General features: G+C 36.4%; 21 protein-coding genes and 1 pseudogene. 19 read left to right on the top strand and 3 right to left on the bottom strand.

The genetic code is table 11. From position 1 onward, the window contains the following. Nucleotides 1-68 precede the first annotated feature (68 nt). A complete protein-coding gene (locus tag MHB44_RS20475; RefSeq protein ID WP_341303016.1) occupies nucleotides 69-2,012 on the bottom strand; it encodes an ABC-F family ATP-binding cassette domain-containing protein in 1,944 nt (647 codons plus the stop codon). Between the two features lie 230 nt (nucleotides 2,013-2,242). On the opposite strand from MHB44_RS20475, the gene MHB44_RS20470 reads away from it, so the two are divergent. The 7 genes and pseudogenes from MHB44_RS20470 (at nucleotide 2,243) to MHB44_RS20440 (ending at nucleotide 7,151) form a co-directional block, all read left to right on the top strand. After that, nucleotides 2,243-2,878 carry a redox-sensing transcriptional repressor Rex gene (locus MHB44_RS20470; RefSeq protein WP_341300651.1) on the top strand — a complete coding sequence of 212 codons (636 nt, stop codon included), beginning with the start codon at nucleotides 2,243-2,245 and terminating at the stop codon, nucleotides 2,876-2,878. 122 nt (nucleotides 2,879-3,000) lie between these two features. After that, nucleotides 3,001-3,186 (top strand): twin-arginine translocase TatA/TatE family subunit, encoded by a 186-nt coding sequence (locus tag MHB44_RS20465; RefSeq protein ID WP_341300650.1) that lies wholly within the window; start codon nucleotides 3,001-3,003, stop codon nucleotides 3,184-3,186. Between the two features lie 17 nt (nucleotides 3,187-3,203). After that, nucleotides 3,204-4,028 carry a twin-arginine translocase subunit TatC gene (tatC, locus tag MHB44_RS20460; protein WP_341300649.1) on the top strand — a complete coding sequence of 275 codons (825 nt, stop codon included), beginning with the start codon at nucleotides 3,204-3,206 and terminating at the stop codon, nucleotides 4,026-4,028. Nucleotides 4,029-4,353: 325 nt separating this feature from the next. Further along, nucleotides 4,354-4,636: pseudogene (locus tag MHB44_RS20455) on the top strand (DUF4372 domain-containing protein); the annotation flags it as partial. A gap of 322 nt (nucleotides 4,637-4,958) precedes the next feature. Continuing rightward, nucleotides 4,959-5,915, top strand: coding sequence for an IS110 family transposase (locus tag MHB44_RS20450; protein WP_341300648.1), 957 nt, complete (start codon nucleotides 4,959-4,961; stop codon nucleotides 5,913-5,915). A 73-nt stretch (nucleotides 5,916-5,988) separates the two neighbouring features. Next, nucleotides 5,989-6,306 (top strand): helix-turn-helix domain-containing protein, encoded by a 318-nt coding sequence (locus tag MHB44_RS20445; RefSeq protein WP_341300647.1) that lies wholly within the window; start codon nucleotides 5,989-5,991, stop codon nucleotides 6,304-6,306. A gap of 11 nt (nucleotides 6,307-6,317) precedes the next feature. After that, entirely contained in the window at nucleotides 6,318-7,151 is an 834-nt protein-coding gene (locus MHB44_RS20440) for an IS3 family transposase (protein WP_341300646.1), read from the top strand. Nucleotides 7,152-7,281: 130 nt separating this feature from the next. Here MHB44_RS20440 and MHB44_RS20435 read toward each other — a convergent pair whose 3' ends face one another. Then, nucleotides 7,282-8,046 carry a type II CAAX endopeptidase family protein gene (locus MHB44_RS20435; RefSeq protein ID WP_341300645.1) on the bottom strand — a complete coding sequence of 255 codons (765 nt, stop codon included), beginning with the start codon at nucleotides 8,044-8,046 and terminating at the stop codon, nucleotides 7,282-7,284. 174 nt (nucleotides 8,047-8,220) lie between these two features. On the opposite strand from MHB44_RS20435, the gene groES reads away from it, so the two are divergent. The 10 genes from groES to MHB44_RS20385 all read left to right on the top strand — a co-directional run bounded on the left by groES (nucleotide 8,221) and on the right by MHB44_RS20385 (nucleotide 17,602). Then, complete coding sequence (groES, locus tag MHB44_RS20430; RefSeq protein WP_341300644.1) at nucleotides 8,221-8,505, top strand: co-chaperone GroES; 285 nt, start codon at nucleotides 8,221-8,223, stop codon at nucleotides 8,503-8,505. Nucleotides 8,506-8,640: 135 nt separating this feature from the next. After that, complete coding sequence (gene groL, locus MHB44_RS20425; RefSeq protein ID WP_053995289.1) at nucleotides 8,641-10,278, top strand: chaperonin GroEL; 1,638 nt, start codon at nucleotides 8,641-8,643, stop codon at nucleotides 10,276-10,278. A gap of 281 nt (nucleotides 10,279-10,559) precedes the next feature. Continuing rightward, the gene (locus MHB44_RS20420) at nucleotides 10,560-11,303 is read left to right on the top strand and encodes an amidohydrolase family protein (RefSeq protein ID WP_341300643.1); all 744 of its coding nucleotides are present in this window, start codon (nucleotides 10,560-10,562) and stop codon (nucleotides 11,301-11,303) included. A gap of 96 nt (nucleotides 11,304-11,399) precedes the next feature. Then, a complete protein-coding gene (locus MHB44_RS20415; RefSeq protein ID WP_341300642.1) occupies nucleotides 11,400-11,741 on the top strand; it encodes a thioesterase in 342 nt (113 codons plus the stop codon). Nucleotides 11,742-12,027: 286 nt separating this feature from the next. After that, complete coding sequence (locus MHB44_RS20410; protein ID WP_341300641.1) at nucleotides 12,028-12,513, top strand: hypothetical protein; 486 nt, start codon at nucleotides 12,028-12,030, stop codon at nucleotides 12,511-12,513. A gap of 113 nt (nucleotides 12,514-12,626) precedes the next feature. Beyond that, nucleotides 12,627-13,115, top strand: coding sequence for a PH domain-containing protein (locus MHB44_RS20405; protein WP_341300640.1), 489 nt, complete (start codon nucleotides 12,627-12,629; stop codon nucleotides 13,113-13,115). After that, the gene (locus MHB44_RS20400; protein ID WP_341300639.1) at nucleotides 13,087-14,502 is read left to right on the top strand and encodes a PH domain-containing protein; all 1,416 of its coding nucleotides are present in this window, start codon (nucleotides 13,087-13,089) and stop codon (nucleotides 14,500-14,502) included. Before MHB44_RS20405 ends, MHB44_RS20400 begins: the two co-directional genes overlap by 29 nt. A gap of 233 nt (nucleotides 14,503-14,735) precedes the next feature. Next, nucleotides 14,736-15,815: an iron ABC transporter permease gene (locus MHB44_RS20395; RefSeq protein WP_341300638.1), complete on the top strand. Its 1,080-nt coding sequence runs from the start codon at nucleotides 14,736-14,738 to the stop codon at nucleotides 15,813-15,815. A gap of 4 nt (nucleotides 15,816-15,819) precedes the next feature. After that, nucleotides 15,820-16,581: an ABC transporter ATP-binding protein gene (locus MHB44_RS20390; RefSeq protein WP_341300637.1), complete on the top strand. Its 762-nt coding sequence runs from the start codon at nucleotides 15,820-15,822 to the stop codon at nucleotides 16,579-16,581. A gap of 10 nt (nucleotides 16,582-16,591) precedes the next feature. Continuing rightward, entirely contained in the window at nucleotides 16,592-17,602 is a 1,011-nt protein-coding gene (locus tag MHB44_RS20385) for an ABC transporter substrate-binding protein (RefSeq protein WP_341300636.1), read from the top strand. 235 nt (nucleotides 17,603-17,837) lie between these two features. Here the strand turns inward: MHB44_RS20385 and MHB44_RS20380 are convergent, their stop codons facing one another. Next, a complete protein-coding gene (locus tag MHB44_RS20380; protein ID WP_341300635.1) occupies nucleotides 17,838-18,257 on the bottom strand; it encodes a hypothetical protein in 420 nt (139 codons plus the stop codon). Between the two features lie 133 nt (nucleotides 18,258-18,390). On the opposite strand from MHB44_RS20380, the gene MHB44_RS20375 reads away from it, so the two are divergent. Beyond that, complete coding sequence (locus MHB44_RS20375) at nucleotides 18,391-19,719, top strand: AAA family ATPase (protein ID WP_341300634.1); 1,329 nt, start codon at nucleotides 18,391-18,393, stop codon at nucleotides 19,717-19,719. Then, nucleotides 19,712-20,443 (top strand): hypothetical protein, encoded by a 732-nt coding sequence (locus tag MHB44_RS20370; protein ID WP_341300633.1) that lies wholly within the window; start codon nucleotides 19,712-19,714, stop codon nucleotides 20,441-20,443. The genes MHB44_RS20375 and MHB44_RS20370 overlap by 8 nt, the downstream gene beginning before the upstream one ends. The last annotated feature ends 28 nt before the right edge of the window (nucleotides 20,444-20,471 follow it).

The following is a 20,471-nucleotide window of genomic DNA, read 5'->3' as shown; positions in this document are numbered from 1 at the left end:
ACGAGTAAAGAAAAACCGAACTAGGCCACACAATAAAGATTCCGTGGATAGTTCGGTCTTAGCCGGCTTTATAGATGAATATTTTCAAGCTCTTCATTTAACTCTAGCCATTCTAATTCGAGCAACTCATGTTGTTCTTTAGCAGTTGTTAGCTGCTCTTGAAGCTCCGTAATTTTTTCATGGTCTGTGAAAATTGCGGGATCACAAAGAGCTTCCTCTAAGTGTGTAATAGTAGCAGTTGTTACTTGCATCTTTTCCTCTAATTCTTCAATGGCGCGTCTAATTTGCCGTTCGCGTTTTTTAGCCTCTTTATCAATCTTAGAGGTGGAGGCTTTTTCAGCTATTTCTTGCGTTTCTTGCGGCTGTGTAGCTGCCTTTATTTGTGCAAGCTCTAATAGCTCCTGTTTTTTCTCCAAATAATAATCATAGTCGCCTAAATATTCGAAGGAACCCGATCCAGATAGCTCTACTACCTTTGTGGCAATACGATTAATGAAGTAACGGTCATGCGATACAAAAAGGAGCGTTCCTGGATAGTCAATTAATGCATTTTCCAATACCTCTTTGCTGTCTAAGTCCAAATGGTTTGTCGGCTCATCGAGAATTAAAAAATTAGCCTTTTGCATCATTAATTTCGCAAGTGCTAGTCGTGCCTTTTCACCACCAGATAAAGAGGTGACGGCTTTGTCAACATCCTCTCTACTAAAAAGAAAACGTCCTAATACAGTGCGTATATCTTTTTCATTCATCAATGGCCATTCATCCCATAGCTCTTTCAATACACTTTTATTGCTGGAGAGCTTTGCTTGCTCCTGATCATAGTAGCCAATTTGTACATTCGTGCCATAACGAACATTGCCTGAAATCGGGGCTAAATCCTTCACAATTGTTTTTAGTAATGTTGATTTACCAACGCCATTTGGCCCTACTAGCGCTATACGATCCTCACGAAACGTACGTAGGGTAATACCACTTGATATTGCTTGATGACTGTACCCAATTGTTAAATCATCAATAGATAAGACATCATTACCGCTTTGGCGTTCAATCGTGAAGCCAAAGCTAGCTGATTTTTCATCACCCTCTGGCGATTCCATCCATTCTGTTCGCTCTAGCATTTTCCGACGGCTCTGTGCCATTTTTGTTGTAGAGGCACGTGCAATATTTTTTTGAATAAAGTCCTCAAGCTTCGCTTTCTCATCTTGCTGACGCTCATATAGCTTCAAATCACGCTCATAATTTTTAGCCTTTTCATCTAAATAAGCACTATAGTTGCCTGTGTATTTTGAGACACGATGACGAGAAACCTCATAGACAATTGAAACGACCTGATCTAAGAAATAACGATCATGTGAAACAATTAAAATAGCGCCTTCATAGCCTTTTAAATAGGATTCTAACCAAGAGAGAGTTTCAATATCTAAATGGTTTGTCGGCTCATCGAGAATTAAAAGGTCTGGTTTACTCAATAAGAGCTTAGCCAGTGCTAAACGAGTGCGTTGTCCACCAGATAGTGAGCTGATAGGCTTATTATAGTCTTCAGGATAGAACTGCATACCATGAAGCACAGAGCGTATATCCGACTCATATTGATAGCCACCAGCATCCTTAAATGTGTGCTGTAATTGATCGTATTCAGACATAATTTTTGCGTAGATAGTAGCATTCTCATAAACATTCGGATCAGCCATTTGTTGTTCAAGGGAGCGGAGGGTTTGTTCCTGCGCGAGAAATGCTGCAAAAATAGTCATCATTTCATCCCAAATGGTTAAGGTAGAATTTAATCCAGCATGTTGCTCTAAATAGCCAATTTGTATACCTTTAGGAATAATAATATCGCCTGAATCATAGGACATTTGACCAGCGATGATTTTTAATAACGTAGATTTACCTGCACCGTTGCGCCCTACTAGGGCAATGCGGTCGCGGTGTTGTACCTCTAATTTAACACCACTTAAAATTTCATCTGCAAGAAAGGATTTCGATAGTTGATTGACCTGTAAAACAATCATTCTTGACACCTCAATTCTACCTTAGTGTAATGGATGAACGATTTGCATGCAATGTCAGTGCTTTACTTATTCCAAGTAGTCATGTAAGATTGAAACGATTTCTCTTTAGTTAGTTGCGTAAAAAGCGCCATTAACTAAAGAGAAATACGCTAGTGGGTCATAAATATTTGTATATAGTTATAGCTAAATGCAGTAAAATTGGATTAGGTATACTATGAGGAGGAAAAAGTTTGAAACAAGAATTAAAAATTCCACAGGCCACTACAAAAAGACTTCCTCTTTACTATCGATTTATTCAAAACTTTGCACAGGAAGGTATGGAGCGCATATCATCAAAGGAACTGAGTGAAGCGATGAAAATAGATTCTGCAACCATTCGCCGTGATTTTTCGTATTTTGGTGCTCTTGGCAAAAAGGGCTATGGCTATGATGTCCAGCATCTATTACAATTTTTTAGTCAAACGCTTGATCAGCATGAAACGACAAAGGTTGCGTTAATTGGTGTGGGGAATTTAGGTAGTGCATTATTAAAGTATAATTTTCAAAAAAATCATAATACTCATATTGTTGTGGCATTCGATTCAAAAGCTCCTAAAGATGGAAAAATGATTAGTAATATCCCTGTGTTTCATCCAGATTTACTAGAGGAAAAATATGCAGAATTCGGAGCAGAGCTTGCTATTTTAACAGTGTCTTCACGTTCAGCTCAGAAAATGGCTGATCGTTTAGCTGCTATGAATGCAAAAGGTATTTTAAACTTCACGCCTGAGCGTTTAACTGTGCCTGATAGAATGCAGTTATTAACCATCGATTTATCGGTAGAGTTGCAAGCTCTTATTTATTTAATTCGTAATCAGGAAGATTGATAAAGTTGCTCTTTACTAGCAATGCAGGCTTAGTAGTGTGACGAAAAACGTTCACATTTAATTAGTTAGCAAATTGACGAAATATGCGTTAAAATGATGGATATAAAGAGGAGGTGGCTTTAATGGGTGGTATTGGTCCTATGAGCCTCATTATTATCGGAGTTGTGGCATTACTAATTTTTGGTCCTAGAAAGTTACCAGAGCTTGGTAAGGCATTTGGTTCAACATTACGTGAATTCAAAAATGCTACTAAAGGTTTAGCCGACGAAGACGATGATGACAAGAAAAAGAAAGAATTAGATAAATAAGTTAGGATGTTTGAGGAATGAATCCAAAAGATCTAACTGTTATTGAACATATGGAAGAGTTAAGAAAGCGGCTGTTCATAGTTGCCGTTTTCTTTGTTCTTGCCATGATTGCTAGCTTTTTTGTTGCAAAGCCAATTGTTAAATATCTTCAAATTACTGGGGAATCCTATAATATAGTACTCCATACATTTGATGTAGTAACACCACTTTCAATTTATATCCAAGTTATTTTTTTAATATCATTTGTTCTTTCTTCGCCGGTACTGATGTACCAATTGTGGGCATTTATAAGTCCAGGACTAAGGGACATAGAACGAAAAGCAACCTTAAGGTATATTCCATATTCGTTTTTATTGTTTTTAGCAGGGTTGTCCTTTTCTTTTTTTTACTTCTTTCCTTATGTCATAAAATTTATGATGAGTTTATCGAATGAATTAGAAGTACTGCCGACAATTGGTATAAAGGAATATTTTTCATTTTTATTTAGACTTACTATACCATTTGGTTTCCTTTTCCAATTACCGATTGTAGTCCTATTCTTTTCACGTATAGGAATGTTGTCTCCTGAAACACTAGTTCGTTTTCGAAAGTATTCCTATTTTGGTTTGTTTGTGTGTGCAGCTATAATCGCACCGCCCGAGTTGGCTACGCATTTAATGGTATCAGTACCATTGTTTATGCTATATGAAATTAGCATTATGATCTCACGTATTGGTTATAAAAAATACTTGCGATCAGAAGAAATGCGATTAAAAGAAGAGCGAGAAGCTGAGCAAAAACGGCAGGTTGAAGGGGCACTTGGGTTACAACGGAAACAAATTGAAGAATTAAATAATCAGTAATCAATTTTAGAATTGAAGTGACACCCAAAAGTTAGTGTCAAAAATCTAACTTTTGGGTGTTTTATATGTCAAAGTATAGTATTTCTAGTAATTATGTAAAAACATAGAAGAGAAAGTTTATTTTGTTAAATTTAAACTTAATGTAAAACACTTTATAAAACAAACAGACTTTTTAACAAGATAGTGTGATGCGCTAGTATCGAATTAAAATAACCCAATGTTTCTATTAAGTCCAAATTTTCCGTAATTTAATCCAGGAATAAAAAAATCCTTTATAATGGTTGGATGGTAGTAAACTTCCAAATCCAAATTAAAGGACATAAGCATGGATAGGTATATACGAAAAACATCATTTGAACAATGGTTTTCACCGATTTCTTCTATACAAATGGAGAAATTAGTTGAAATTTATTAATTAAATATCTATATAAAGAAGCTTTATATCGCTTCATTCTTGAAATGATTGCTGTTTGCACAGCTGAATGAAATAGAAAGTCTACGTAGCATCAGTGGTACACTGTTATCAAAGGACTTACAAAATGCAACGTATTTAGAATTAATCAGTTTTTCGCAGTTAGGCTGTCGATTAAATTAATTTAATTGTCATCTGAGTTTTCCAACAGATTTTTCTAGACTTTGTCATGTAAACTCATAAGAAACTCTCATGATTTAACACCCATACCCTGGGATGAAAATTTATTCGCCCGGGTTTTTTCTTTTGTCCATTTACCTATACTGGTTAATGCTATGGAGAGTACATTTACGAGTGTTTTTGTGATGGTTCTACCCTGTATAAGAAACTGTTTGGAATTTGCCTTGTGAACACCCCTTTGTTGACTCTTCTTTTTTTGAAGATGATCACGGATAGAAAAATGCTGTTTGACCAAGCTTATTCCACTTTCCATAGACTTTATAGTGGAGATGATTTATTTGGACACTTTAGTAACTCATTGTGCGGGCATGGATGTTCATCAAAAAGAGATTGTAGTTTGTGCGCTAACTGGGGCAAATGATGATACTATCCAAAAAGAAACGAAGACTTTTTCAACCTTAACTAAAAGTTTGTTTGAATTATTGAAATGGTTAGAAGAAAAGGAAATCACACATATTGCGATGGAAAGTACCGGCATCTATTGGAAGCCAGTCTACAATATCTTGGAAGGCTACTTCGATATTACTATTGCGAATGCACAACGAATTAAAAACGTTCCAGGTCGTAAAACAAATGTGTCGGATGCAGAGTGGATAGCTAAACTTCACCGCCATGGATTAATTGAGAAAAGTTTTGTGCCATCTCAGGATCTTCGTGAATTACGTGATTTAACTCGATTACGAAAAAAGTGGATTGGCAACTTAACAGCAGAAAAGAACAGAATCTCTAAGGTTCTTGAGTGCTCTAACATCAAACTTGGCTCCGTTATCTCTGATATTTTTGGCGTTTCTGGACGCAAAATTTTAAATCAATTAGTAGAAAAAGGATTTCTGGACCAAAATGATGTGGATGTTAGTATTCACCACTCTCTGCGAAAAAAGGCAGATACCATTTCAGCATCACTTTTTGGAACGTTAGATGCTCATCAAATGTTTATGATTAGAAGCTCTTGGAATCATATCGAATTCTTAGAGAAATCCATTCAAGATTTGGAAGAACGCATCCATAGCCTCCTCCAGTCTTATCAAGAAGAGAAAGATATTCTTTTAACTATTCCTAGAATAAAGGAACATACAGTAGCCTGCATTATTGTGGAAATCGGTACAGATATGACTCAATTTCCAACCTCCAGACATTTAGCTTCATGGGCTGGTGTATCTCCGGGAAACAATGAGAGTGCTAGTAAAAAAAGTTCGGGGTGTGTTCCCGGGAACTGGACTAACCTAATTTCATAAGACAACATAAAACACCTCTGAAATGGGTATGTATAAACATGTACATATTCAATCATTCTGGAGGTGTTTTTCTATGACAAGGAGTAGTTATTCTTCTGATGTAAAGTGGGCCGTTGTGAAAGAAAAATTAGCCGGTGAATTAACGACGAAAGAGATTATGGAGAAATACGGGATTAAAAATAAATCACAAGTGGAAACATGGATGCGTTGGTACAAAAATAAGGAGCTTTATCGCTTTGATCAACCAGTAGGCAAGCAGTATACGTATGGACATGGACCCGAAGGAAAAAGTGAACAAGAAATGAAGGATCGTAAAATGATGCATCTTGAAATGGAGAATGAGATTTTAAAAAAGTTTATGGAAATCGCAAAGGAGTTGAACGGAAAGTAATCTTACAAACCGTGGCGAAGTTACGTAAGAAATATACAGTCACACTCATTTTAGAGGTGTTAGATATCCCACGTGCAACATATTATCGTTGGGCGAAAGAAGGCGTTGATGAACATTCTCCCATTGAAACGGCCATTATTACGCTTTGTGAGAAAACGAAGTATCGTTATGGACACCGTAAAATTAAGCATTTATTACACAAAGAATATGGCTATCAGTTGAACCGTAATACCGTTCAAAAATGGATGCAAAAGCACAACCTCCAATGTCGGGTGAAAAAGAAACGTCGATTTAAAGCGGATCAGGGACCCGAAATAATCGCCCCTAACTTATTAGCTCGCTCTTTTACAGCTACGGCGCCCAATGAAAAGTGGGTAACAGATATTACGTACATTCAGTATGGGTCAACAACCATGTATTTAGCGACGGTTTTGGACCTATATAATAACGAGATTGTTGCATACAAACTTTATGACCATCAACAGACACCTCTGGTAATGGATGTATTAAAGGCGGCTTTAGAAGCTAGAAATGATCCCAAAGGAGTGATTGTGCATTCGGACCAAGGGAGTGTTTATACATCTTACGCATATCAAAATTTATTGGAGGAGATGAAGTGTCGCCCTAGCATGTCACGTCGAGGAAACTGTTGGGATAATGCGGTGATTGAATCGTTCCATTCCAATATAAAAACAGAGGAATTTCAACGAGTGAAACATCATTCGTTAACAAATGAGGAAACTAGATTACGTGTAATTAAATATATGAAAGAATATAATGAGGAGCGAATACAAGAAAAATTAGGCTATTTAACTCCCCTTGAATTTGGAAAGCAAGCAGCCTAATTAGGTGTTTTATGTGTGTCTCAAATGACTAGGTCAGTTCATTCTGTTGCTTTTTTAGGGTTGATTCTATTGTCCTTTCTTTGATAAGAGAAGACAACACTGTGTATTACCTTGTAAGTTCTATGAAAATTTATTGCATTTTTTCTAGTTCTTCAAGAAACTTTTGCAAGGGTTCTGCATAGAATTGTACAAGTGTCACAAAACCATTCAGCATAATATGTGCGATAATGGAAGTCCAAATGCGTTTTGTTTTGTGATATAAAAAGGCAAAAATTAAGCCACATATCGTATAAAGCAGGATATGGGAAAAGTCGAAATGTATAAGCGCAAAGAATATAGCACTGACAATAGCAGCAATCCAGAAATTTGTTGTTTGGACAAGCGATCCAAATATGACTCTGCGGAAAACAAATTCCTCTAAGATTGGGCCAAATACAACAATCGCTACTATAGCAATGGGAGCGCCCTTCGCAAGTGCAACGATATCTGCGGTATTTTGGGAACCTCCTTCAACACCAAACAGGGTCATTTCAATAACAGCACCAATCATTTGACCAAAGAACACCAGAAAGAAGCCAACAATTCCCCAGACGATTGTAAGGGGTATCGTTTCCTTTTTCCCTTGATAAACATTCCAAAAGTCTTTATCACGAGAGGTTAGGATGAGGCTTAAAATAAGCGCAATGGCAAAGCTAAGAGCAATATACCAGCCTTGCGTAATAGGTGCAGCTTGTTCAGGAGATAGACCTGTTATCTTCTGAATAAACGTATGAAACGGTAAGAGCAACCATCGCCCTGAGATTTGCATAAGAATATAAATTAGTAAAACATACAGAGCTGTTTTCTTGTGTTTCTTTATTTTTTGAGAATTTGTCACAATCAAAATCCTTTCCATTCATAGGCTTCTCTTTCTATTGTAGAGGAATATAGAAAGAAAACAAAATTTTTAGAAGTTCTGACTTGCAAAAAAAAGAGTGATTGATTATCATAATAAATGTGTTAGCACTCAATGTGATTGAGTGCTAATAAAACATTCATTATTATTTAATTTATTAGGAGGTTGTTTCACTTGTTAAGACCACTAGGAGATCGTATTGTAATTGAGCTAATCGAGGTAGAAGAAAAATCTGCATTCGGTATTGTGTTACCTGATTCAGCAAAAGAAAAACCACAAGAAGGTAAAGTTGTCGCAGTTGGGACAGGGCGTGTTTTAGAGAATGGACAACGTGTAGAGCTTGACGTTAAAGTTGACGACCGTATTATTTTCTCTAAATACGCTGGTACAGAAGTTAAATTTGAAGGGTATGAATACCTAATTTTACGCGAAAGCGATATTCTTGCAGTTATTGAATAAACTAAGATTTTATGCACCAATAAGGTAAATGCTTATGATTATTGTCAACTTAATGACAATTTAAATTAAGCTAAAATTAATATAAACATATTGATAAAGCTTAACGAATATTCCATTTCAGGAGGGTAAATTCACATGGCAAAAGATATTAAATTCTCAGAAGACGCTCGTTCATTAATGTTACAAGGTGTAGATAAATTAGCAGACACTGTAAAGGTCACATTAGGACCAAAAGGACGCAATGTTGTTTTAGAAAAAAAATTCGGCTCACCGCTTATTACAAATGACGGTGTGACAATCGCAAAAGAAATCGAACTAGAAAACCCATACGAAAACATGGGGGCAAAATTAGTGGCAGAAGTTGCTTCTAAGACAAACGAAATCGCTGGTGACGGTACAACTACAGCAACAGTATTGGCACAAGCAATTATTCGTGAAGGCTTGAAAAACGTTACAGCTGGCGCAAATCCTGTAGGTATCCGCAAAGGTATCGATAAAGCAGTGACAGCAGCACTTACAGAGTTACACGCTATTTCTCGTCCAGTAAGCAATAAGGAAGAAATTGCACAAGTCGCTGCTATTTCTGCCGCTGATGATGAAGTTGGACAACTGATCGCTGAAGCAATGGAGCGTGTTGGTAACGATGGTGTTATTACAATTGAAGAATCAAAAGGCTTCACAACAGAGCTTGATGTAGTAGAAGGTATGCAATTCGACCGTGGCTATGCTTCACACTATATGGTAACAGATACAGATAAAATGGAAGCAGTGCTTGAAAACCCATATATTTTAATTACAGATAAAAAAATCACAAACATTCAAGAAGTATTACCGTTATTAGAGCAAGTAGTACAACAAGGTCGTCCACTATTAATGATTACTGAAGATGTTGAAGGGGAAGCACTAGCAACTCTTGTTCTGAACAAGCTTCGTGGTACATTCAATGCTGTAGCAGTAAAAGCGCCTGGCTTCGGTGATCGTCGTAAAGCAATGCTTGAAGATATCGCTATCCTAACTGGTGGTCAAGTGATTACAGAAGAATTAGGTTTAGACCTAAAATCAGCTGATATTTCTGCTCTTGGTCGCGCAGCAAAAGTTGTTGTAACAAAAGACAATACAACAATCGTTGAAGGTGTAGGCGGTGCAGATGCAATCGAGACACGTATTGGTCAAATCCGTGCACAACTTGCTGAAACAACTTCTGAATTCGATAAAGAAAAATTACAAGAGCGTCTTGCTAAATTAGCAGGTGGTGTAGCAGTGATTAAAGTTGGTGCTGCAACAGAAACAGAGCTAAAAGAACGCAAACTTCGCATTGAAGACGCATTGAACTCAACGCGTGCAGCAGTTGAAGAAGGCATTGTATCAGGTGGTGGTACTGCCCTTCTTAACGTCTATGCAGCGGTTGAAAAAGCGGCTGAGTCAGTAGAAGGCGACGTAGCTACAGGTGTGAAAATCGTTCTACGTGCTTTAGAAGAGCCAGTTCGCCAAATCGCTAATAACGCTGGTCTTGAGGGCTCTATCATTGTAGACCGCTTAAAACGTGAAGAAATCGGTGTAGGCTTCAATGCAGCTACAGGCGAATGGGTAAACATGATCGAAGCAGGCGTAGTAGACCCAGCAAAAGTAACACGCTCAGCACTACAAAACGCAGCATCTGTAGCAGCATTATTCTTAACAACAGAAGCAGTAGTAGCAGATATCCCAGAGCCAGCTGGTGCAGGCGGTGGTATGCCTGATATGGGCGGAATGGGAATGCCTGGTATGATGTAATCCTTAATGTAACAAGGAATTAGACAGCTTTTAGTAAGATGATAAAATTAAAAACTACATCTTTTTAAGAAATAGTGCGTCATAAAGTAACTACCACCTCTCATAATTTTAAAAATTATGAGAGGTGGTTTTTTATGTTTTTAAAATTTATTTATAAGGATTTTATTGTAGATAAACGTTTCAAAAATATAACAAATAAGAAAAACTTATGGCTTTTTATAAATAACCTATATTTTTTTATGAAATAGAACTGGTATATTGAAAAAGAAAGGAGGATTAGAATGAGAATTTTTGATGCACATTTTCATATTATTGATTTTGATTTTCCAATTATCGAAAACCAAGGCTATTTACCACCTAGCTATGTTGCAGAAGACTACCAACAGGCAACTATTGACTTACATGTATTAGGTGGGGCTATCGTATCTGGATCATTCCAGGGGTTTGACCAAAACTATTTAGTAAAGGCATTACAACAATTAGGTCCAACATTTTGTGGCGTAACACAATTACCTTATACAGTGACGGACGAAGAAATACTAAATCTAAATGACAATGGGGTAAAAGCGTTACGCTTTAATATTAAAAGAGGTGGTTCAGAAGATTTATCGAAGCTGGATTACTTTGCAAGAAGAGTGCATGATTTAGTGGAGTGGCATAGCGAGCTTTATATTGATGCAAAAGAGCTACCTGAAATCGCATCAAACATTGAAAAATTACCTGCTATTTCAATTGACCATTTAGGCTTGTCGGAAGAAGGCTTACCTCATTTATTAAAGCTAGTAGATAAAGGGGTACATGTAAAAGCTACTGGCTTTGGACGTGTAGCATTGGATGTTGAAAATGCCTTAAAGTCGATTTATACCATTAATCCAGATGCCCTTATGTTTGGTACAGATTTACCATCTACAAGAGCAAAAAGACCTTTTGATGTTGCAGATATCGAATTGATTCAACAACTTTTTGATGAACAGGCTGTGGATAAAATACTATATACGAATGCACTTAAATGGTATTTCAAATAATTGACGCAAAAATATTTCAGAAATTTCATTCATATAAATATACTATGATGAGGATTTAACATAAACAAATCACTACAAGCTGGTATTGAGCATGAAATGAAGTTTGTTGTACCACAGTCAAAAACTGTACCAAATCTTTACCCAGAATCAGAAGAGTTTGGCGAGATGCGAGAGGTATTTGCGACAGGCTACCTTGTTGATCTTTTAGAATGGACGTGTACGCAAGCGATTAATCTTCACCTTGATTTTCCGAATGAATTAACGCTTGGTACGCATATTAATGTAAGTCATGAAGCTGATGAAGTAGATGGACGTCGATTAGAATTTGATGTAGAGGCAAATGACGGAATAGATATTATTAGTCGTGATACACATGAACGATTTATTGTCGATGGGAAACGCTTTTCAGAACGAGCTGCAAGTAAAGTGAAGCAATAGTATATATTACTAAAAACACAGAAGAAATAATAGATATGGAGCTTTTAACTGTTTCATTCTCATGCTTAAGAAGCTTTGAGAGTATAAAATATTTAGCAATTGTAGCATAGTTAAATGAGCAAGAAAATTTCCACTATCCAACCATTAAAGAACTTTAAAATCAGCACCTCTTATGATAAATCAACATCATAAGAGGTTTTTTATAAGTAAATTTATAGTTCATTTGTCAGTATTTTAACCGAATAATATATTAAGACATTCTTTTACATGAGAGGGAGGAAGGCAGATGCGTATTGAAGCTAACGGTTATCCCCAGTCATCTATAGTTCAAGCACAGGTACCAAAGCAAGCAATGGATGATGAAAAACAATTGAAGAAGCAGCAAGAGCGGGAACAGGAGTTAAAAAGGCAAGAGAAGATAGCAGAGCAACTAAAGAGAGAAACAGAGGCTACTAAAAAACAAATGGAGGCGGAGAAAGATGCACTAAAAATTTATATGACCTGTTTGGAAATTGCAAGGCGTATTACAGCTGGTGATAAAGTTCCAATGAAGGATCATAAATATTTAATTGAACATGATCCTGCTCTCTATGGTAAATCGCTTACATTGCGTATATCAAAAGAGGACCCTAAGGAGCACAAGCAATTATCTGAGGATGAGGAGCAGCAACAACATACCTCTTCAACAGGTTTAACGAATGAAGCAAGCACTGATGGCCATGAGGTTTTGAATACAGATACTTCAAGCTCAGCGGTAGATATTAAAATTTAGGATGCGATTACAATTTCCCTGTAATATACGAGAGCTTGTTACGAGGAAGAGAGGCTGCTACAGAAAAAGTAATAAGCTCTATACTTTATAATGAGTAATGGAGGTGAGGAGTTGTGCAAAAAGTAGAAAAAGCATCAATTATCATATGGCTTTTAGATGATTTACAATATTATGTAACAAGATTATTTGTAATTGGACTAGTGTATTATTTTTTTCAAGAGTATGAGTTAATGCGAAAAATTTGTATACTTGTCACTATTTATTATATAGTGCATTTTCTTTATGAAGGGATTATCAATATTTTTTATTATAAAAATTTCCGATATATAGAGGAAAAAGAAAGAGTTCAGCTAATCAAGGGGGGACTAACTGTTCGGCATAATACCATCCCAATTCGGCGTATTCAACATGTAAATATTACTCAAAATTTTTATTCACGTTTATTTAATTTATATAGTATAGGCATATATACGGCTGGTGGTTACCATAGTATCCAATTTATCAAAAAGGATGTAGCGGAGAAATTAAAAGAGAATATTACAAGGTTCTTGATTGAGAAGGGAATTGATCAGGATGAGCAAGAAAAGAGATCATGTTCTTGAAATTATATATATCAATTATGCCATTATTAAAGAGAGAATATATCCTATATGTATGTTGATTCTTAGCTTGATTGGTGTTCATCAATTTTATGAAAAAATATTAAATATCGGATTTTCATTGCTTTGTCTGCTGATTATTGGGTGTTCTATATTGCTGTGGTATCATAAAATCTTTTCCTTTGATAAGCACAAAATTGTTATTACCGAAGGTGTTTTTGCTAAAAAGTATCATGAAATTCCCATTAATCGTGTAAAATCTATTTGGATTTCTGATTCATTATTAAAGCGTCTAGTAGGTGTGTCAAATTTTAATATTGAATTAGTAGGAGGAGATGAAATTTCCTTTGTTTTAACAAATAAAGAAATTGTAAGAATTAAAAATACTTTTTTTCCTTCTTATGATTTAGTACAACCTAAAAAATCACAACAACGTCTATCCTTTTTTCAAGGTTTATTACTCGCAACAACCGATTGGAAATTGTTTCTTGCCTCATTATCCATTACTATGATTTTGGTGAATTTTTCTCTTAAGTTAGCGAGCTTTTGGGTAGATGAATGGAATAAAGATGCAGGCCAAATGGGGTTTAAAGAAGCCTTTCAAACTATTAAGGAGCTTTCCTGGCAGGATATACTTCCGTTAGTATGGATATTCTTTGCCTTTGCAATACTAGCAATTTTTATACTAGCGATTTATATGATGATTACATATTGGAACTTTCATAGTGAAAATGCGGGGCGGTATATACATATATCTTACGGTTTGTTGAATAAAAAATCTGATCAAATACCTTTACATGAAGTGCGGTCTGTGCAAATTTTACAGCCTGTGATTTTTCAATTATTTGGATACGCACAGATCAGAGTGGATGTCATTGGAAATGATGGAAGTATACTTTTATGTCCTATTATAAAGCAACAACGGGTAGCAGCATTTATTCAACAGCAATTACCTGTCTTTCAAGTGGAATCAATCCAAGAAAGGGCAAAAGCATCTGTGCTACCAGATTATTTATTAAATGCAATTTGGTTTCCTACTGTCGTATGTTGTGGTTTAGCGTATATTCATCCTTATTTTTTGTATGGCTTATGGTTATTAATATTTTATTTATATGTAGGATATATGCGCTGGAAGCATGCAGGCTTGATGGTAGATGAAAAGTGTATTCGACATTCGGGCTATTATTGGTTAGAGGCATTTCACATGATTACTTTAGTGCCCTATATTCAGCATACAGCGGTGGGTCAATCTTTTTTTACGAGAGGAAGAAATGTAGCGAGCTATGAGTATTCAGTATACGCAGAAGATGGTGATGAATCATATAGTTGTTATGGGGTAGATGCACAATATCGAGAATCCTTTTTAAATATTGCTCAAAATAACGACTAACATTGAATCTTTTATATTTAGTAAAACAATGACTAGTAAGTATCTGAGAAGATGTATTGATATTTTTTCTTTTAAAACCAGAGGCTGTCAGGAAGGTATAAATTTTCCTGACAGCTTCTATCTTTTTAATAATGAAAAAATTTTTCTGTTGTTTTTCGACAGATTATCACTTACAATACAAAATGATAATGATAATCGTTATCAACTATATTTTGTATAATAGAGGTGAAATCTTGGATAAACAGGACGTTAGCAGAATAGGAATGGGCAATATTTATTACGTTATTATTTTGCTGTTAATAGGCGCCATTATAATATCTGCCGTTTTTTCTGTATCGATAGGACAAGTCAGCATCCCTTTCAAGCAATCAATGGATATTTTGCTACATACGTTATCTAATGGAATGTTGGGTTCGCTTGATAGTGTGGATAGTGAATCCTATTTGAATATTATTTTACAGGTCAGAATGCCCCGTGTGGTTTTTGCCTTATTGATTGGTGTCGGACTTGCATTGTGTGGGGCTGTTATGCAGGCAGTTGTACAAAACCCGCTTGCTGATCCATACATACTTGGCATTTCTTCAGGAGCATCATTAGGAGCCACTTTTGCCATCCTAATTGGTTTTGGCAGTAGCGCATTGCTAGCACAATTTGGGGTAGCCTTTGGAGCTTTTGCAGGGGCGATGATTACCTCTATGGCAGTGCTTATTTTATCCAGCATTGGCGGTAAAGCAACCTCAGTAAAACTAGTATTATCAGGGGTGGTTATCGGTGCATTATGTAGTTCGTTTTCAAGCCTTATCATCTTCTTCGCCAATAATGCTGAGGGTATTAAAACTGTTACGTTTTGGTCTATGGGAAGCTTAGCCTCTGCTAGCTGGGAAAAAACACCGATTTTAACAATCGTCATTGTGCTAGGAGCTGCATTATTCCTTTTCCAGCATCGTGTACTAAATACAATGTTGCTTGGGGATGAATCAGCGATCACATTAGGGATCAATCTAAGTGCTTATCGTAAATTGTATATGATTCTTACCTCGCTCATTACAGGAACGATGGTTGCTTATGCGGGTATGATTGGCTTTGTTGGCTTAATTATTCCCCATATCACAAGAGGTATTTTTGGTGCAGACCATAAACGATTAATGTTAGGAACACTACTGCTTGGAGGTCTTTTTATGATTTGGGCAGATATTCTGTCTCGAACATTAATCCAAAATGTAGAATTACCAATTGGTATTATTACTTCTGTCATTGGGTCACCATTATTTATCTATATGATTGTAAAAAAAGGTTACAACTTCGGAGGGTAGAACAATGGAATTAGTAGCAAAGGAAATAGAAGTAAAAATCGGCAAAAAGGAAATCGTAAAAAACATATCTATTCATGTGAATAAGCAACAATTTGTGGGCTTAATCGGACCAAATGGATGCGGAAAGTCAACTTTGTTAAAAAGTATTTATAAAAGCCTAGTACCACAAAAAGGAATGGTCCTTTTAGATGAGTTAGATGTTTTGAAAAGTCCCGAAAAAAAGATTTCTCAGCATTTAGGCGTTGTTGGACAATTCAATGAAATGCACTTTGATTTAACTGTGCAGCAGATGGTGATGTTAGGCAGAACACCTCATAAAAAAATGCTAGAATCAGATAACCAGAAAGACTTTGACATCGTAGAAGAGGCATTAACACGCACAAACCTACAATCATATAGGGGGCGCAGTTTTCTGTCACTATCTGGTGGTGAAAAGCAACGGGTCATTTTAGCAAGAACGATTGCCCAACAGCCCAAATTTATGATTTTGGATGAACCAACAAACCATTTAGATATTCGTTATCAAATTGAAATATTATCCTGTGTAAAGGATTTGAATATTGGGGTATTAGCAGCACTGCATGATTTAGAGATGGCAGCACATTACTGTGATTATCTTTATGCAGTAAAAGATGGTAAAATCTATGCACATGGCACACCGCAAGAGGTTTTAACACCAGAAACAATAGAAGCTTTATATCATATAAAATGTCAAACGTTTACGAATCCAGTGACAAATGGCTTAGGATTTGCATATGGACTATAGGAGGAAAATCATGAAGAAAAAATTATTATTAGGAATTGGTTTAGCGACTCTGTTAACATTAGCAGCTTGCGGTAACACATCAAAAGAAACATCGGAGGAAACACCAACAAAAGAGCATTATCCATTGACAGTTGAAAACTTTTCAAGAGCTGAGGGCGGATCAACATGGGACAAGAAAGAGCAAGTATTCGATAAAGCACCTGAAAGAATTATGGCAAATACCCGTCCAGCAGCGGAATTATTATTACATTTAGGCTTAGGCGATAAAATCGTAGGTGTAGGTGCGAACTTTGGTGCGCCTGATCAATCGGTAGAAGAGGAATATGCAAAGCTACCTATTTTAAGTGATGAATATGTTGGCAAAGAGGTTACATTAGGCACTAATCCAGATTTAGTATTCGGTCGTGGAGGCTTATTTGATAATGCTGAATGGGGAGTAGGAACAGTAGACTCTCTTAATGAAATGGGTGTTAAAACATATGTTTTAGAGTCATCTGTAACAGGCGGTACATATGATTCTATTTACAAAGATATCGAAAATATTGGTGAAATTTTTAATGTGCAAGACAAAGCAGAGAGCTTTATTAACGAATTAAAAGGGCGACAACAAGATATTGCCTCAAAATTAGCAAGTATTAAAGATGAAAAAACGTTTGCTTATTTGCATACAAATGATCCAAAGGAGCTTTTTATTTATCCAGCACACGATGAAACATTCTTTAATGATGCCTTCAGCATGGTGAAACTAGATAATATTTTCAAAGATGAAACTGGTGATGTTAGTGTTGAAACATTAATTGCCACAGACCCAGATGTATTAATTTTACCAAATTGGGATGGCTCTGATTTAACAAACGTACGTGAAGAAATATATGCAAATCCTAAGCTTTCAAGCATGAAGGCTATTAAAAATAAACAAATCTATATTGTTGATTATAATTATATGTTTGGCTATGGCTATAACACAATTGACGGTATGGAAGCTTTAGCAAAAGAAATGTATCCAGATTTATTTAAATAATGGACGAAAAAGCTATTTCATAAAGTTGTTTATTTTGATTTTTGGAATAGCTCTTCTTAGAACTTAATGTGTTATGTTTATAGCTCTAACTAGATTTGGCTTCAATAAATTTTTCTGGATCAGGGCTAGATACAATGGACAACAAATGTTCTATCATCCTTCTTTAGGGTGACGTGTCTAATGAAAAAAGGCTTTCATCGTTCTAATGTTGAACGAAAGGAAAGCCTTCTTTACATTATCTTGGATTGCCAAAGATTCCTGGCAGTATATTTGGCAATCCAGGTATTAGTGGAGGTGGATAATTAGGGAATTGTCCAGGATATTGTCCGCCTGGGTATGGATGTGGTGGATAGGGTCTTGGCGGCTGGGGTGGATAAGGTTGAGGTGGGTAGGAGTGCGGCGGATAGGGTCGTGGTGGGTATGGAGGTGGATAGGAGCTACCAGGTGGTGCGCCTGTACCTGCTGCTGTGATTTGGCTAACATCAACCGTGACGATTTGGCCGTTATCTAACTGGATTTCAGCCGTCCTGCCTCTTGCTCCAAATGTCCGAATCAATGTCCCTGAATACGTACCTGTTGGAAGTGACACCCATATTTTCATGCCCGGATGGAATTGGCTGTTAAAATCTTCAGGAGCTAATCTAGGATAAACCAATAAAACACACCTTTCTCTATTTTTTCTAACATATGCCTATGCTGGTCATTATTATAGGCTAAAGGCTAGTGTTGTTATAAAACCTTCTGATTTTCATTATACTAAGGGGAAAAAGCTAAAGGATGTTTAGCGGATGGCAATTATTAAAGTCAAAAAAATAACGATACAGAATGTACGAAATGTAAGGCATGGTGAGATTATTCTTACGGTGAATTTCGACACATTTTTACAGGCAAATGTTGTTGGCTTATATGGACAAAATGGTTCAGGCAAGACAACCGTTGTGGATGCATTTGCTTTATTAAAGACGCTTCTTTCGGGTGATAAAAAGCTACCTGCACAGGATAAGCGCTTAATCATGGCAGGAGAGCAGGTGGCAAGCCTTGATTTTGAGTTTTTAGTGGAGAATCAATTTGGTACATTTTTTTTATACTACTATGTGGAGCTACAGGAGGATCAGCATCGACTCTATCCAACGTTAGAACGAATTTCTTATAAAGAAAATGCGAAGGGCAAACGTGCTAAGATTTTAATGGCTGCAACAGAAAGAGATGTGCATATTCGGAAATCGAGTTTAGCAAATATGAATGAAGAGGCACGTATTCAACTCCTTGTCCTTCAACAATTAGCAAGAAAGCAATATCAATCTTTGCTATTCCATAAGGATTTAAAGCCTTTGGTGCAAGAACGGCTTTCTGAACAGGAAATGCAGTTATTACACAATATTGCAGTTGATTTTAAGCGTGATTTACATGTTGTGAATACACAAAATATTGCACCGTTATTTGAGGAACGAATGATGCCCTTTAGCATTCATCTGGAAAAAACAAGAGGTCTTATTCCTTATGATTTAAAGGGACCAGCCTTATTGCCAGAGGATGCTTTTTACGCGCTCTGTGAAGTAATTGAACAAAGTAATCGCGTGCTATCGGCTATTATTCCAGAGCTAACGATAAAGATTAATGCGATAACGAAGCAGACGATGGATGATGGTGAACAAGGAATTCGCTTTGAGTTTTTATCACAGCGTGGGGAGCAGTTATTACCTTTGCGTACAGAGTCAGAGGGGATTTTAAAAATTATTTCCATTCTTAGTGTGCTTATTGCTGTCTATAATAAGCCCAATGCTTGTGTGGTGATTGATGAATTAGATTCGGGCATTTTTGAATATTTACTAGGTGAACTGTTAACAGTGATGGATGAGGATGGGCAAGGGCAGCTTATTTTTACATCCCACAATCTACGTGTATTAGAGGTGTTAGCTATTAACAATCTATGGTTTACAACAACTAATGACAGTCATCGGTATATGCAGTTAAAAGGTGTGAAAGAAGCAAATAATGCAAGAGATGCTTACCTTCGTGCTATTCAGCTTGGTGGGCAGGATGAGGAGATTTATAAGGAAACAAAAGCATTTAAAATAAAGCGTGCCTTTCGTAAAGCGGGGGTGCAGCATGATTAAAAAGGTGCTATTAATTATTGTTGAAGGACAAACAGAGCAAGTTATCTTAGAGGATTATTTAGATGCCCATTTTGCAAATTCAACCATACGCTTTGATGTACAGCGTGAGGATATGTTAACAAAATGGGATAAGCATAAGCGCATACCCAATATAAAAAATAGTGTTGTACAAGCGATTCAAAGCTACTTAGAAAAATATAAGTTTTTAGCAAAGGATTTAACAGCAGTTGTGCATATTACAGACGCAGATGGCTGTTTTATTGCACCCGAATATGTCAAGGTAGACGAGGGCATTGAGCAAAACTTGTTTTATACAGAGGATGCGATATTGGTGAAGTCAGATAAGCGCAAGGAGCAAATTGAGCAGCGCAATGAAATGAAGGCAAAAAATGCTAAGATTTTAATTGCCCATGACCATTTTAGCATTCAACGTTTTAAAGTGCCTTATCAGCTTTTTTATTTCTCTACAAATTTAGAGCACGTATTATGGGATGAACGTAACGAAATCGCAACAGAGAAAATCCAAAAAGCAGATGCATTTATCGAAAATTTATCAGGCACGATTAACGACTATTTACAAGCCTATCTTCCAGTGGATGTAGAGCTGCCCTATAAAGAAAAAATGCAAAAAAGCTGGGGACATTTAATGGAGGGCTGTCATTCATTGCAGCGAAGCACAAATGTACCATTATTATTTGACATGATTAAAACGAATGGACAATAAGAAAGGTGGCATAGGTCTCGTCACCTTT

The sequence above is a fragment of the Lysinibacillus sp. FSL H8-0500 genome (assembly GCF_038051955.1).
Taxonomy (GTDB): domain Bacteria; phylum Bacillota; class Bacilli; order Bacillales_A; family Planococcaceae; genus Lysinibacillus; species Lysinibacillus macroides.
The sequence above is the reverse complement of the archived record's forward strand: the minus strand, read 5'-3'. Positions and strand labels throughout refer to the sequence as shown.

Bases quoted from the DNA above. Each gene is read 5' to 3' on its own strand.
- MHB44_RS20475 (WP_341303016.1), bottom strand. From the start codon at position 2,012: ATGATTGTTTTACAGGTCAATCAACTATCGAAATCCTTTCTTGCAGAT.
- MHB44_RS20465 (WP_341300650.1), top strand. From the start codon at position 3,001: ATGGGTGGTATTGGTCCTATGAGCCTCATTATTATCGGAGTTGTGGCA.
- tatC (WP_341300649.1), top strand. From the start codon at position 3,204: ATGAATCCAAAAGATCTAACTGTTATTGAACATATGGAAGAGTTAAGA.
- MHB44_RS20445 (WP_341300647.1), top strand. From the start codon at position 5,989: ATGACAAGGAGTAGTTATTCTTCTGATGTAAAGTGGGCCGTTGTGAAA.
- MHB44_RS20435 (WP_341300645.1), bottom strand. From the start codon at position 8,046: ATGGAAAGGATTTTGATTGTGACAAATTCTCAAAAAATAAAGAAACAC.
- groL (WP_053995289.1), top strand. From the start codon at position 8,641: ATGGCAAAAGATATTAAATTCTCAGAAGACGCTCGTTCATTAATGTTA.
- MHB44_RS20420 (WP_341300643.1), top strand. From the start codon at position 10,560: ATGAGAATTTTTGATGCACATTTTCATATTATTGATTTTGATTTTCCA.
- MHB44_RS20415 (WP_341300642.1), top strand. From the start codon at position 11,400: ATGAAGTTTGTTGTACCACAGTCAAAAACTGTACCAAATCTTTACCCA.
- MHB44_RS20410 (WP_341300641.1), top strand. From the start codon at position 12,028: ATGCGTATTGAAGCTAACGGTTATCCCCAGTCATCTATAGTTCAAGCA.
- MHB44_RS20400 (WP_341300639.1), top strand. From the start codon at position 13,087: ATGAGCAAGAAAAGAGATCATGTTCTTGAAATTATATATATCAATTAT.
- MHB44_RS20390 (WP_341300637.1), top strand. From the start codon at position 15,820: ATGGAATTAGTAGCAAAGGAAATAGAAGTAAAAATCGGCAAAAAGGAA.
- MHB44_RS20385 (WP_341300636.1), top strand. From the start codon at position 16,592: ATGAAGAAAAAATTATTATTAGGAATTGGTTTAGCGACTCTGTTAACA.
- MHB44_RS20375 (WP_341300634.1), top strand. From the start codon at position 18,391: ATGGCAATTATTAAAGTCAAAAAAATAACGATACAGAATGTACGAAAT.
- MHB44_RS20370 (WP_341300633.1), top strand. From the start codon at position 19,712: ATGATTAAAAAGGTGCTATTAATTATTGTTGAAGGACAAACAGAGCAA.